This is a genomic window from Spirochaetales bacterium, from assembly GCA_016930085.1.
Lineage (GTDB): Bacteria > Spirochaetota > Spirochaetia > SZUA-6 > JAFGRV01 > JAFGHO01.
In genome coordinates, this window is sequence record JAFGHO010000057.1 from 103,909 (window position 1) to 117,633 (window position 13,725).

At 48.1% G+C, this 13,725-nt stretch carries 17 protein-coding genes; all 17 read right to left on the reverse strand.

The window, feature by feature from the left end:
* Nucleotides 1–9: 9 nt before the first annotated feature.
* Nucleotides 10–1,227, reverse strand: a complete 1,218-nt coding sequence (locus tag JW881_09640; GenBank protein MBN1697765.1) for a nickel-dependent hydrogenase large subunit — start codon at nucleotides 1,225–1,227, stop codon at nucleotides 10–12.
* Nucleotides 1,224–1,700, reverse strand: a complete 477-nt coding sequence (locus tag JW881_09645) for an NADH-quinone oxidoreductase subunit C (GenBank protein MBN1697766.1) — start codon at nucleotides 1,698–1,700, stop codon at nucleotides 1,224–1,226. Before JW881_09645 ends, JW881_09640 begins: the two co-directional genes overlap by 4 nt.
* Entirely contained in the window at nucleotides 1,697–2,122 is a 426-nt protein-coding gene (gene nuoB / locus JW881_09650; protein MBN1697767.1) for an NADH-quinone oxidoreductase subunit NuoB, read from the reverse strand. The genes JW881_09645 and nuoB overlap by 4 nt, the downstream gene beginning before the upstream one ends.
* Nucleotides 2,123–2,173: 51 nt before the next feature.
* On the reverse strand, nucleotides 2,174–2,731 hold the full coding sequence (locus tag JW881_09655) for a 4Fe-4S dicluster domain-containing protein (GenBank protein ID MBN1697768.1): 558 nt from the start codon (nucleotides 2,729–2,731) through the stop codon (nucleotides 2,174–2,176).
* A gap of 15 nt (nucleotides 2,732–2,746) precedes the next feature.
* Nucleotides 2,747–3,577 carry an FAD/NAD(P)-binding protein gene (locus JW881_09660; protein ID MBN1697769.1) on the reverse strand — a complete coding sequence of 277 codons (831 nt, stop codon included), beginning with the start codon at nucleotides 3,575–3,577 and terminating at the stop codon, nucleotides 2,747–2,749.
* Nucleotides 3,564–4,595, reverse strand: coding sequence for a 4Fe-4S dicluster domain-containing protein (locus tag JW881_09665; GenBank protein ID MBN1697770.1), 1,032 nt, complete (start codon nucleotides 4,593–4,595; stop codon nucleotides 3,564–3,566). The genes JW881_09660 and JW881_09665 overlap by 14 nt, the downstream gene beginning before the upstream one ends.
* A gap of 160 nt (nucleotides 4,596–4,755) precedes the next feature.
* Nucleotides 4,756–5,562: a twin-arginine translocase subunit TatC gene (gene tatC / locus JW881_09670; GenBank protein MBN1697771.1), complete on the reverse strand. Its 807-nt coding sequence runs from the start codon at nucleotides 5,560–5,562 to the stop codon at nucleotides 4,756–4,758.
* Nucleotides 5,563–5,689: 127 nt separating this feature from the next.
* A complete protein-coding gene (locus JW881_09675; protein MBN1697772.1) occupies nucleotides 5,690–6,385 on the reverse strand; it encodes a hypothetical protein in 696 nt (231 codons plus the stop codon).
* Between the two features lie 23 nt (nucleotides 6,386–6,408).
* On the reverse strand, nucleotides 6,409–6,891 hold the full coding sequence (locus JW881_09680; GenBank protein MBN1697773.1) for a hypothetical protein: 483 nt from the start codon (nucleotides 6,889–6,891) through the stop codon (nucleotides 6,409–6,411).
* 66 nt (nucleotides 6,892–6,957) lie between these two features.
* On the reverse strand, nucleotides 6,958–7,503 hold the full coding sequence (locus JW881_09685) for a hypothetical protein (protein MBN1697774.1): 546 nt from the start codon (nucleotides 7,501–7,503) through the stop codon (nucleotides 6,958–6,960).
* A complete protein-coding gene (locus JW881_09690; protein ID MBN1697775.1) occupies nucleotides 7,490–8,698 on the reverse strand; it encodes a hypothetical protein in 1,209 nt (402 codons plus the stop codon). The genes JW881_09685 and JW881_09690 overlap by 14 nt, the downstream gene beginning before the upstream one ends.
* Complete coding sequence (locus JW881_09695) at nucleotides 8,695–9,756, reverse strand: hypothetical protein (GenBank protein MBN1697776.1); 1,062 nt, start codon at nucleotides 9,754–9,756, stop codon at nucleotides 8,695–8,697. The genes JW881_09690 and JW881_09695 overlap by 4 nt, the downstream gene beginning before the upstream one ends.
* The gene (locus JW881_09700) at nucleotides 9,756–10,331 is read right to left on the reverse strand and encodes a prepilin-type N-terminal cleavage/methylation domain-containing protein (GenBank protein ID MBN1697777.1); all 576 of its coding nucleotides are present in this window, start codon (nucleotides 10,329–10,331) and stop codon (nucleotides 9,756–9,758) included. Before JW881_09700 ends, JW881_09695 begins: the two co-directional genes overlap by 1 nt.
* Nucleotides 10,297–10,518, reverse strand: a complete 222-nt coding sequence (locus tag JW881_09705) for a hypothetical protein (GenBank protein ID MBN1697778.1) — start codon at nucleotides 10,516–10,518, stop codon at nucleotides 10,297–10,299. The genes JW881_09700 and JW881_09705 overlap by 35 nt, the downstream gene beginning before the upstream one ends.
* Nucleotides 10,496–10,981, reverse strand: a complete 486-nt coding sequence (locus JW881_09710; GenBank protein ID MBN1697779.1) for a type II secretion system protein GspG — start codon at nucleotides 10,979–10,981, stop codon at nucleotides 10,496–10,498. Before JW881_09710 ends, JW881_09705 begins: the two co-directional genes overlap by 23 nt.
* A 23-nt stretch (nucleotides 10,982–11,004) precedes the next feature.
* On the reverse strand, nucleotides 11,005–12,213 hold the full coding sequence (locus tag JW881_09715) for a type II secretion system F family protein (protein ID MBN1697780.1): 1,209 nt from the start codon (nucleotides 12,211–12,213) through the stop codon (nucleotides 11,005–11,007).
* Nucleotides 12,213–13,724, reverse strand: coding sequence for a type II/IV secretion system protein (locus tag JW881_09720; GenBank protein MBN1697781.1), 1,512 nt, complete (start codon nucleotides 13,722–13,724; stop codon nucleotides 12,213–12,215). The genes JW881_09715 and JW881_09720 overlap by 1 nt, the downstream gene beginning before the upstream one ends.
* Between the last annotated feature and the right edge of the window lies 1 nt (nucleotide 13,725).

Consider the following 13,725-nt stretch of genomic DNA (forward strand, 5'->3'; position numbering starts at 1 on the left):
CCTTCTTACCTATAATGATTCTATATTATCAAGGGGAAGTTTTTCGATTCCCATCTGTTCCTTGATAAAAGCACTTTTCTTTCTCGACATCTCGACGAGTTCTCTTCCTGAAATAACGGCATTCCCGTCCGGATCGACGACCGCCATTCGCTCGGTACAGCAATAGCATGGATCGATCGCGGCAAGAATTATCGATGCATCGGCAACCGTCTGTCCGATAACCGTTGAATGACAGGTGGGGAGGTTCATAAAAGTCGGCGCCCTTACCTTGTGGCGGACAGGCGAATTGGTGCCGTCGCTGCGGACGTAATGAAAGGTTTCTCCGCGCGGCGCCTCATAGGTTCCGATACCTTCACCGGGAGGAACGCTTGTGATATCTGCGTCGATATCACCGTCGGGAATATTTTTGAGACAGAATTTCATTATCTTGATCGATTCGAACATCTCGAGTATTCTGACAACGACCTTATCGAAGACGTCACCGTTTTTCGTGATGATCATATTCCAGTCAGCGTCTGCATAGGCCCCTATTTTCGTATCCTTTCTGACGTCCCTGGCGACCCCGGACGCACGCGATGTCGGCCCGAGCGCCGAGTAACTGATTGCGTCCTCATAAGTCAGGATACCGACACCCTTGGTCCGCGCGTGGAGAACGGGATCGGATTCGACGGCCTTTTTAAGCATTGTCAACGTCGGGACGATGGACTCGAGTTTTTTTAGTACTGCCGGAAAATCTTCAGCCTTGATATCCCGCCGCACACCCCCCGGTTTGAACATCGCGTAACTCTGTCTGTTCCCGGATAATATCTCCATAATGTCGTTAATTTCTTCCCTTAATTTCCACACCCACATGTAAACCGTATTGTAGCCGAGAAAGTGACCGGCGAGACCGAGCCAGAGCAGGTGTGAGTGAATTCGTTCACCTTCACCAATAATCGTACGGATATATTTCGCGCGGGGAGGTACTTCCATGGGGAATATATCCTCGACGGCGCGGGTATAGGCAAAGGGATGGCTCGTGGAACATATACCGCAGATACGTTCGATAACAAAAGTCGATTGATCGAATGTTTTTCGTTCCGAAAGCTTTTCGATGCCGCGGTGGTTGTATCCGATTTCAACTTCGAGATCGATTACTTTTTCACCGTCCACTTTCAATCGAAAAAACTCCGGTTCTTCCTGAAGAGGATGGTACGGACCGATCGGGATTATCGTCGTCTTTTTCATTTCACCCCCCTGTCTCTGACCGCCTTTTTGTCCCATTCACTGTAGTCCTGTCTGAGCGGGAAAACCCCCTCCGGCCATGCGTCTGAAAGAAGCAGGCGTTTGAGATTCGGATGTCCCTTGAACTGTATACCGAGCAACTCATGCATTTCCCGTTCTATCCAGTTTGCGGCATGAAATTCGCCTGAAAGCGAATCGATCTCCGGCGAGTTTTTATCGAGTTTTACCCTCACAGAAAGAAGGAGATTGATGGGCTCGAAGGTAAAATGATAGAGGATTTCGATGTTTTCGGCCGTGTCGAGGCCCGATGCGATATTGAATCTCGCCCCGAGTTCCTTGAAAATATAACGGGAGATGGGGACAATCGATCGGGGCTGCACTTCGATATAGACACGCGCCGGGGACTTGTCGAAATCATCGATAATATCGTTTTGAAAGCGTGTTTTTATATCAGATAATATTTCTTCTCTGGTCATGTTCCTGCCTTTATCTTTTGTATGAGTTTAACCACGCCGGAAATAATCGCTTCCGGTTTCGGGGGACATCCGGGAATAAACGCATGAACCGGAACAATACTGTCAAGGGGACGGGGGCAATTATAACTGTGTATGAACATGCCGCGCGACATGGTACATTCACCGACACCCACAATAAAAAAGGGTTTCGGTACTTGATCCAGTAACCGGAGCATTCGTTCCGTCGATTTGCGGTTACAGGACCCGGTGACGAGAATGACGTCGGCGTGCCGGATACTTCCGACCAGTTTAATGCCGAACCGTTCGATATCGAACCTGGGTGTGAGGCAGTCGAGGATTTCGATATCGCAGTTGTTGCAGCTCCCTGTTGAAAGATGAAACACCCAGGGAGATTTTAATAAGGCTCGTGTTTTAATCGACATATATTCCTATCCATGTATCAAAAAAATTATATTGGACAAACATGCAGTCCATTACGCTTTTTCCCGGTTCCAGTGTGTGGAATGAACGATCAGGTTGTCACCGACGAAAAACGTATGATCATCCGGTTCAGTATCGCCGCTTTTTATTGCGAGAGCGCCATGCGGGCACGTCGTTATGCAAAGCGGTTCGTCCTTTTTATCGCGGCGGCCGATACAGAAATCACAGGTATGAACGAGAAAAGGGACGTGTTCGGGATAGATCGTCCCGTACGGACAGGCGTGCGAGCATGATTTACAGCTTATACACCGGCTCGTATGCCGGACGAGGAGCTTTCCCTTTGTTTTCTGCTGCTCAAGCGCATCAGTCGGGCAGGCGGCGACACAGTGAGGTTCTTCACACTTTCGGCAGACAAGCGCATATGTTGCTAGTTCCGCAACAGAGGGTATGCCCGTGTTGTGGGGATGATAGAAATAGCTGCATTGAATTTCGCAACTGTCGCAGGTTCCTGACCCGCAAATGTCGAGGTCGATATACAACCGCTTTTCACCGGTTTTTTCCGGTTCAATGTTAAGGGCCGAATGATAAAGCTGTTCCGCACTTGTCTTCATAGCATCTCCCGTTTTCTAATCCCATATATTCGGAAATTTTTTAATCGCATCGTACCTGAAGACCGGTCCGTCCTTGCAGGCATAATAGGTACCTATCCTGCAATGACCGCATTTCCCGATACCGCAAGACATATTCTTTTCCATCGAGAGAAAAATATTATCTTCCCTGAATCCCATGTCTAAAAGGGTGCCGGTCGTGAATTTCATCATGATGGGGGGACCGCACACGACGGCGAAACCGTTTTTCACGTCCATGCCGACATCGCCCAGGATCGTTGTGACGAGGCCGACATCGTGTTTCCATACCGTATCCCCGTCAGACTTGTCGACCGTGAGGCGTATATTGAGATCGTTTTTATTTGTCCACGATTCGAGTTCGTCCCTGTAGAGGAATTCCTTCGGGTTTCTGCATCCACCGCGAAAAACGAGTTTTTTGAGATCCCCCCTTATCTCGAAAAGTTTGTACATAAGGCTTCTCACCGGCGCGAAACCGCAACCGCCGCCGATAACCAGCACTTCCTTGTCCTTGAAAAGCTCGACCGGATAGCGGGAACCGAACGGTCCGCGCAGACCGACGATATCGTTTTTTTTGAGTTCGTGTATCCTTGTCGTTACCTTGCCGACGCGCATAATCGTAACTTCCAGGGTGTCGCTGACGGAGGGCCGGGATGACGGCGTGAACGGGGCTTCCCCGCATCCCGGTACCGAAAACTCGATAAACTGTCCCGTTTCAAATGAAATCGGTGTTTCCGGTTGCAGGACAAATGTTTTAATCGTCGGGGTTTCGGTAATCACATCGAGGACTATTGTCTTGACGGGGCGATACGGATTTTTACTTGTATACATTATGGACCAGCCTTTTTAGAACATTTCGTATATCGATTTTTGCCGGGCAGGCAGATACGCACCGTCCGCAGCCCGTGCATGCATAAATATCCGCGATTTTCGGGAAGAAATCGAATTTTTTCTCGAATCTGTTTCTTAATCGCATCCATAATTTTTCTCTCGGATTAGCCCCTCCGGCCACGCGTGCGAAATCCTTGATCATGCATGAATCCCATATTCGCAGGCGTTCCATCTTCTTTTCGTCTTTCTGGTCATAGAGCAGGAAACAATGACAGGTCGGGCAGATCGCGTTGCAGGCGCCGCATTCGACGCATGTCGAGGCTTCGTCCTGCCAGATATCGGATTCGTAATTCTTTTCGATAATCCCTTCGAACTTGTCCTTAAGTGGAATCGTGTAATTGCGTATGTTCTTCTCCACCGCATCTTTGGTGTGCTCGCGGATAGTATCCCGTTCATTTTTTTGGGATTCGTTTGGCTCGGTAAAAAGTTGTGAATGTATCTCCACGATTTTGATCCCCGCCTCCGATCCGACTTCAACCAGATATCCGTTTTCCAGGGGGGTGAGATTTATATCGAAATTTTCAATGGGGTACGGCTTTATCCCGAGTGCGAGGCAAAAACATGTATCGATGGCGCAGGTGCAATCCGAAGAAATAATAAGGTTGTTTTCACGCTCATTTTTGTAAAAGGGGTCGAGATAATCGTTGTTGATAAAGACGGAATCCTGAACCTTGAATCCGGCGAGATCGCAGGCCTTGACTCCGACGATACAGGCCGGCTTTCGGGATTCGGCGGGCATGCCGTCTTCGAAATCACGGGCGACTTTTTCCCGCGCCCGAAAAAAGAAGGCCTTCAGGGGATCGGAAGTTCTTACTTCTCCGACAACAGGTTGTTGTATCTGTTGAGTATATCGCGTGAAAAATCTGTTATTGCCCTTCTTTACAGGTAAAAATACATCGTAATCGTCATCACAGATCTGAAGAAACCGGCTGAAATTATTTTCAGAAATATAATACATATCCCGTCTACACCTTCTTCACAATATATTTTTTTATTCCAAATGGTTTTACCATATAACACATGCTGTCATAGTGAATAATGCTTAATAAAAAACTAAATGTACCGCCATGGTATCAAATATCAGTTTATATGTCCAGAAAAAAAAATATTTTTCAAATTCAGCCTGGTTTATATTTTTCCTTAATTTCACGCTCACCTTCGCCGAAATGGAATATTTTTGCAATAACAATAGTGAGAAAATAAAGCGCGATAAGGGGAACGGCCAGGGCAACTTGTGAGACGACATCCGGTGGCGTGAGAATGGCTGCCAAAACAAGAATGACAATGATAACAATTCTGCTCGCGCGGAATAATGATTTTCGACGGATAATATTCAAGATTAAAAGCACTTCAAGAAGAATGGGGACCTGGAACATGAGGAGGGAGACGAGAAGGAATTGCAGAATGTAGAATATATTGTCGCTGTAGGTAAGGAGTATTCCCGTGTTTTCAGGAATGAAGCTCGAACCGGTGAGAAATTCGACGGATACGGGAATTATCTGAAAGTATGTGTATGAGATACTCGAGGCGATGAGGAAAAAACTCGATACGAGTGAAATGATTATCACTTTTTTTTCTTTTTTTTTGAGTCCGGGGAAAATGAATTTAAGGAGATTGTAGAGGTGCACGGGAAGCGAAAGTATGAATCCCGCGATAATCGAAATCTTGAATTTGACGATGACCCCTTCGAAGAGTGATTTAATGTAGAGGTCTGCGTTATTCATCGACGAGTCTATTGTTTCAAACGGTTTATAGAGAATCGCGACAATGGGATCGAAGAAAATGAAAGCGACGATCGAACATACGACGCAGGCAATACAGGATACGATGAGTCGTCCGCGTAATTCACGAATATGATCCAGAAAACTCATCTGATTGACGTCTTTTTTTTGTTTTATACGTTTTCCGTTGATGTCTTTTTTCATTTATACCGTGATACCAGTGATATATGACGTTTTCCGGCAGGACACGGTCATACCACCGTCATTTTCGCTTTCGGATTTCATCCTGCCGTCATTGGTCAAGGGGATAAGAAATGCCGTCGCATCAGCGTCATTCGGTTTCGTTTTCAGGAAGGTACGCCCTCAACGTTTCGACCCTTTTGTACGCATCCTCATCGTGCACCATGGTGATATATTTTTCGAGGTATTGGAAGGCGAGGGCCGGATCATTCATTTTGTACTGGTAAATGTCGGCGATCGAGAGGTATATCGTCGGTTCGTTGTTTCCCTTTTCGATCATGTCAAGCAGCACTTCCAGGGCATTCTCGACCCATCCGTTATGGAGATAGAGGACGGATGTCAGATAAAGGAGTACCGGGTCGTCCGGATCGATTTTGGCGGCACGTTCGAAGAGGTCGTTTGTTTCATCCCATTTGTTGTTGAAGAATTTATCGTCGATCTGACGTATGAGTTGCTCCAGGGAGATCATCTTGATCCAGAGCACGTCGTTTTGATTGAGAAAATTGTAGTCAATCGTGATCTCCTCATATGATTCTTTCCGGCAGACAAGCTGATGCGTTCCCCGTGTCAGGTCGGGAATGACGAATCTGCCGTTGATATCCGATTTTACTTTGGTGAAGTTGTCGACAGTGATCACCACGTCTCCGCACGGAAGATTGTCATGGTCGAATATCTTTCCGTTCAGCGGCGAGGAAATGAAATTATCCGCGACCGGCGGACCGGACGGACAGCCGTTCAGGATCACCAATAATGAGAGCAAAAAAATGCCAATAACACCGTATTTCATAAGATGATTCATCCTTTCGTTTTTTATCGTATCGGAACGCAAACTTCCTGTCCTTTATCGTCAAGAATCAGTGTGTTGCCCTGTATTCTTTTCAATGTCCACCCCTGCGCCGGTTTTCCTATGGCGATATTGAATGTATAGTTGTACCGGTCGTCCTTGATCATATAATACCGGATGTTGTCGGGGGAGACAAAAGTACCGAGTACGCGAAGGTACCCCGGCCGGTTACAGGTGGGGACGGGGGTTTTTGTCGGGACCGGAGTGATTATCGGGGGCGGTGTGGGTGTCGGGCTTACCCACCCGAAAAGCATCGCGATGTAGCCGGGATCGCCCACACGTATTTCGCCTATTTCCTGTACATCGGCCTCTTCCGTGTCGCCCGTGGCTTTGGGATTCATCACCTCGTTCGGTATCGAAACGGGAAAGGGAATGACGAGAATAAGCAGCACGATAGCTATACATGCGATGAGCGCGATTTTAACGATTGTCAGTACCGATTGTTTCATGCTGTAACCTCATCATTGGTTCGATTTCCGTACACCATAGTTTCGTCCGGCTTTACCGTCTGTGTTCTATGTTTCATCGAGGGCGACCGTTTCATAGGTGATCTTCATCGTCGCTTCGATGTTACCGCCGGATCTGCCGGATTTTATGATTATCTCGGCGATCGTCCAGTATTTATTCGCCTCCGATACATCCTCCAAAAACCGCATCAGATAATAGGCGCTTCCTTTTACCTTGAACTCGAGATACTTTTTATTTTCGCTTCCCGATATCGTTCGCTGGCTGTCGATCACGAGTCTGTTTCCGGTTATATAGTCCTGGACGGAGAGGCCGAACGTGGCGATATCGGTTTCATCCGGCTTGAAGAACCTGCTTTTTACGTTTTCGATTTTTTCCGAAATCTCCTTGATCTTTTTATCCCAGTCGACATTATCGTCGATTTTCTGGCTGCTGTAACGCCTGAGATCCCGTTCTTCCCTTTCGATTTTCCTGTTTATATCGAAAAGGCCGCTGCCGCTCAAGGAGGTCCTGAGAAAGAAAAACAAAGCCGTTCCACAGACGAGCGCGATGATTCCGAGTATGTACAACATACGTTTTTCGTTACTCGACAGCATATCCCGCTCCTTTATTGAAAATACCGGTCATTCGGAATTTTTCACGTGTAATCAGGGGAACCAGTACTTCCTCGAAATACGGATTGCTGTTCAGGGCATTCTGGTAGGTGTATGGTTCGCCCCGGGTACTCCCCTCGATGGTAAAATAATACCGTTTCTGCCGTTCGCGTTTATTGTCGACCATGACGGTTGTTTCCTTTGTTTCGAGCCGGAAATAGGTGAGGTCCAGATTCTGTCCGAAAACCCTGTTGATTTCGGATAAAAGGAGAAAGACATCAGCCGGTTTATGTTCGAGGATTCTGGCCAGTTCGGCCCGTTTTTTATTGTATTCGTCCCGCTGGCTCGAGATCTTGAATATCGTGTCCTTTTCCTTTTTGAGTTTCCGGTAATACTCCGCCCTGGTTTCGACATATTTGTTGAAGAGGAGACACACGAGAATGACAAGGGGGACGGCGAGCATTTCGATCTTCAGTTTTTGATGGAATATGAACGACTGTTTCTTTTTTCTGAAAAGATAATCCGTCTTGTTCGATATAAGCGAGAGTGATTCTTCAATAGGGAGAAACTCGACGGTGCCCGCGTTCTGAACGAGTTCCCGTGATTGTTCCTCGAGATACGATGACTCGTCTCTGAGACAGAGAAAGACACACACATATTCTTCCAGGTTTTTGGGAAGCATATTCTTTATCTTGAGAAAATCGAGAAACACTTCCTTTTCCCGCTTGATTGCAGAGGATGACTTGAATACCCCTTCTTCGAAGAGGGAAATATCGACCCAGTCCTTGTGCCAGAAAAAAAAGACACAGTTTTTACCATCGTATTTTTTTGTCAGCTTGGCGAGAATGGGGAAGGGGAGGATCAGCGGTTTGTTGTTCGCCAGTTCCTTGTATTCGTTGATCGTGTCTTTTGATGAAATAAAAAGTACGGCGTACCGCTGTTTGTTCTGTGTCAGGACCTTGAAATCGAAGATGGTATCTTCGGGGTCGCCGGGGTAAAGGCTGCGGAGTTTATAGGTGAGGATGTTTCCCATCTCACTCTGATGAACGGGGGGGACCGTGGTCACCTTGATGTCGAAGTCGAGGCGGGACATCATGAGTGCGTCGAAGTTCGCGGAAGAATCGATCGGTTCTTCCCTGTCGAAAAGATAGAGGGTCGGTCCTTCTCCGTTTTTATGCGCGTAGGCAATATGCTTCATAGCCTGATATCCTCTTCCAGCAGTTTATATACAATATCGTCCGTGGCCTTCTTTTGGGGAACCCGCGCGACGATCCACCGTAATTCCGATTCTTCCATCATTACCCTTATTTCCCAGAAGTTCGTGAATACTCCCAGATAATGATAAATGCGCTTGCCCGGGTACTGCAGACTACTACCAATTATACTTTTTAAGCCTTTGAGCGTCAATCCTTTTTCATTCTCCTCCCTGACTTTCAGAATTTGTTCGGCAATACCTGCGTGATTTTTGATGTTGAACGGGGGAAAAGAAAGAAGGCCCCGGAGAATTTCTTCGGGCATGAAATGCACGTTCATCGCGGGTTCGACGTTTACGATGGGAAACAGCTGGTCGAACATCCGTCCGCCGAGGTGCTGGTGAGTGAACCAGTTTTCGAGTTCCCTGTTGTCGTCGATGATCTTTTTTTCCGCCAGAATCTTTTGCGCGTACATGTCATGAAACCGCCGTGCCTCGTTTTCGCTTCCCGTCCTTAGTTCGCACACCTTCTCGAGCATGTATTCATAGCAGAGGTTGAAGTTGAAATAGGAATAGGGAGTGCAAAACGTCTTCAGGATGTCCTCTTCGAAATAGTCGTCATAGGCGGGGGAGAGGGGGTATTGTATTCCCTCGTCGATCCAGAGCTGTTTGATCGTATTCTGGTTGTAGTTCGCCTCGTCCTTGAAAAGCTTCATGGGAGAGGGAAACATGGCCTTGTTGAGATGTTCGAGGATAAGCGGGTCGATGCAGTTGGGATTGAGATAACTCGATACATCCTTCAGGTAGACGTTTTCATTCGCGTTGACGAATCCCCAGACATCCTGGAAGAAATTGTCGTTTTCCCTATCTTCTGCGTCTTCCGAAAGGAGTTCCACCACCTGACGCGCTTCGGATATGAGATATTTCTTTATGTCGTCCTCCTGTTTGTGGATCATCTCGATCCTGAGGCTCGTTTGAATAAAGAAACTCAATCCCACGAAAACCGTTGTCAGAAAAAGAACGATGGCCATGACCGATATCGCGGAGGATCCCCTGTTTCCCATCAGTCCTCCTTCCAGAAAGGATAACTCCCGAACCTAACAAAGATTTTCACCGGTTCGTATTCGTCATATGTTTCCAGAATCGATACATCCAATCCGATAAGCCCCTCTTCCTTTGTGGAGACGATTTCAAATGTCACTTCGTCATAAGGACCTGCCTTGAATGTCGGAATGTAGGTTTCTCCCGATTCTTCGTCTTCATCCGTCTCTTCTTCTTCGATAATCGAGGTCGTGATGATGATATATTTGTCTTTATACTCGATCGAGAGCATGTTCTCTTTCTTCCCGTCGTAAAAGGGGAGGATGACTTTGTCGCTTTCCTCTTCAATCTCAGCTTCCGGCATCCAGAAAGGAATTTTTATTGCACCGCAGACCTGCATAAGATAGGAGTCGAGGGCAAGGAGTTTCTGGGCTTTTTCCGTTGCTTCGGGGACGCTTCCGATGAGATTCATTACCCCGATAAAACCCGTCCAGATTGAAAACCCCAAGACACTTAAAATGACCACCGAAACGAGAATCTCTATAAATGTAAACCCGTCTTCCTTATTCTTCGCCGGTAAGCCGGTTGTATGTTTCAAACTCATTTCTATCTACAATAATTTCAACGGCACGATGCCACGAGAATCCCGCAGCACGACCCAATAACGTGAACCCGTTCAGGATCGCGGTCATCGCGATCGAGAGTATAAGCATGGTTGCCAGCACATCGATGAGGACATAACCGTTTTCACTTTTCTTTTTATTACGGTTCATCATCTTCTTCATTTGCTTCCAATCCCCAGGAGGTAATATCGTCATCACCGCCTTCGGCACCGTCAGGTCCGTAGGATTGAATTCCGTAATCGACACCATCCGGACCCGGAACCATATAGATATATTCGTGACCCCACGGGTCTTTTGGAATTTTACCGTCCTGGATATATGGTTTCAGTGAATCCAGCCCTTCGCTTTGATCGGGATAACTCCTGTTCTGTGCGAGGTACATTTGCAGAGCCACCTTGAAGGTCCCGATATGCTGTTTTGCCGTCGTTTTTTGAGCTTCGACAATCCACGGTATGATCGCGATCGCGATCGTTGTCATGAGGATCGCGATAATCGAGATCGTGACAAGGATTTCCACAAAGGTTGTTCCCGTTTCAGGATGCCGCTTTGTCAGGGATGTGACGTGTTTTCGCAATCTTTCGAAAACCCCCGGTCTTTTTTTATTTTTTTTGATATGCCCGTTCATATTCGCATACCTCCTTGATGATATTATGTTCCAAAACCCTGGTAGATCGAGAAAATCGGAACAAAAAAGGTCATGATCAGAAAGAGGATGATCAGCCCGACAAAAATGATCAGCGCCGGCTCGACGACCGCCATAAAGCCGGTCGACCATTTCTCGAGCTCATCCTGGTAGTACTGCCTGAGTTGTCCGAACACGACCTCGACTTTTCCCGAACGTTCCCCGATAGACACCCACCGTCCGATCCGCTCGTCAAAGTAAGGATCTTCCAAAAATGCCTTTGAAAGATGTTCCCCCTTGATGATCTTGTCCCGTATCAGCCTGATGCCGGAGGCGAGTGCCCGGTTGCTGAGCACCTTTCCCGCTTCCGGGAGGGCATCTTCCACGGCAAATCCGCTCGACGTGAGTGTTTCCATGGCAAAGAGAAAATTCAAACTTTCCCTTATGTATATAATATTCCCGATCACGGGAAGTTTCAATAACACCTTGTCGAGCTGGTCGCGGAGGGGGCCGGAACTTTTACGGATAATCAGTACCGCGACGATCAACGCGATAAACACGACCAGAAAGACCGCCCCGAAGGTAAAAAAGACGTTCACAAAGGCCATCGTCGACTGGATCTGTTCGTTCACTCCCGTATGAAGGGTCGCGAAGATGTCCTTGATACGGGGAAAGATGAAAATCGCCATCCCGATTACCCCAAAAATCGCAAAACCCAATGTCATGAGCGGGTAGGAGAGGGCTCCCGTCAGTTTGTCCCGGATCTGCTTGCTTTCCCGCAGATAGCCCGCGAGGCGCTCGAATATATTGTCGAGTGTCCCGATCTTGTCCCCGATCTTGACGAGCCCCCGGTAAAGGGGCGGAAAACTTCCCCTGAACTTGTCGATCGCCTGGTGAAAGGAATCCCCCTTTTTGATCTGCTCGATAAGGGTATTGGTCAGCTTGTTCACCGGACCCTTGGTGAAAATCGTCTTGTTCACTTCGAGGGCGTCCTTCAGGGACAGCCCCGAGGTAAGGAGGAGGGAGAGGGTCTGGGTAAACTCCAGAATCGAGTTTTGCGAAAAGCGCTTTCCCGTGGCCGCTTTTTCGTCTTCCGATTTCACTTCCCGGATTTTTATCGGCGCGAAATTGTTCTGGAGAAACTCGAGGATAAGGACATCCTCGTTCGGGGCCTCTTTTGTCATCTCCATGGTTTTCCCCGTATTGTCTGCAATCTTGCAATGATATAACGGCATCAGCCTGCAACCGCCCTTTCTACTTCCGATATTGTCGTCACCCCGTTGATGATCTTGTCGATACCATCGGCAAGCAGGGTTTTCATCCCGTTGCCGACGAGGTATTCCTTGATCAGCGAATCCTTCATGCCCTTGATGATCATTTCCTCGACTTCGGGGTTGACTGAAAAATATTCAAAAACGCCGATCCTCCCCTTGTAGCCCGTCCCGTTACAGGCGTCGCACCCCTTCCCCTGATAGATTTTTTTCTTCTTCGAGATACCGTAGCGCGCGAGGAGTTCCTGTTCCGCGGGTGAAGGGGTAATCGTCTCCCTGCATTCGGGACAGATCTTTCTCACGAGACGCTGGGCAAGGGAGCCGCGGAGGACCGCAGCAAGGAGATAGGGCTCGATTCCCATGTTTTTGAGACGGGTGATAACGGAGACCGAATCGTTGGTATGAAGCGTGGAGAAAACAAGGTGGCCGGTCAAAGCGGCACGGATAGAGAGTTCCGCAGTGTCCGTGTCCCTGATCTCACCGACCATGACGATGTTCGGGTCCTGACGGAGTACCCGCCGGAGAATCGAGTCGAAGGTAAGCCCGATACGCTCGTTTGTCTGGATCTGGTTGATCCCTTTTGTCACGTATTCGATCGGATCCTCGATCGTGATGATCTTCACGTGTTCGGAATTGAGTTCCTGTAGCACGGCGCTCAAGGTCGTCGTTTTTCCGCTTCCCGTGGGTCCGGTGACCAGCATAAGCCCGTTCGGGGTCAGGCATTTTTTCCTGAACTCCAAAAGCTGACTTTCCGTCATTCCGGTTTCATCGAGTTTCAGAAGGGTCCGCTTTTTGTTGAAGAGCCTCAAGACGATCGATTCCCCGTTGGCGATCGGGATGATCGAGACACGGAGGTCGATTTCGTCGTCGCCGAGGTGAACCGAAATACGCCCGTCCTGGGGAAGCCGTTTTTCCATGATGTTGAGGTTCGCCATAATCTTGAGACGGGAAGCGACGGCGGGGAAGCGGTCCTTGTCGATTCTCGATACGGTTTTTAGGTGGCCGTCGATTCTGTAACGGACGTACACCTCGTCGTCGAACCCCTCGATATGGATGTCCGACGAGCCCTTCCTGATCGCCTCGATCATGATGCTGTTGACGAGCATGACGATCGGCGCGTCGTTTGCCAGTTTGTCGAGCAGTATTTTTTCGTTTTCCGGTTTGTCCGCGATCCCCTCATCGACCCCGGTCGCAGCAAGACGTTCGCTCAAATACGCGGAAAACTCGTTTTTATCGAGCGCACAAAAGATAATGCGTTTCTTGTGAAAGTTTTTCAGGTTTTCGAGAAGGGTATAGTTTTTTGTGTCGACCAGGCCGACGAAGACCATGTCGTCGTCTTCCTTCAGGCGGATGACATGATTCGCTTCGATGTATTCGAGCGGATACTGTTTTTCACCGTCGGGCAGCGGTTTGAAATCGGAGAGCGAGACCTGAACCATCGGAAGATCGTGAAGAAAATCATCGATAATTTCCATG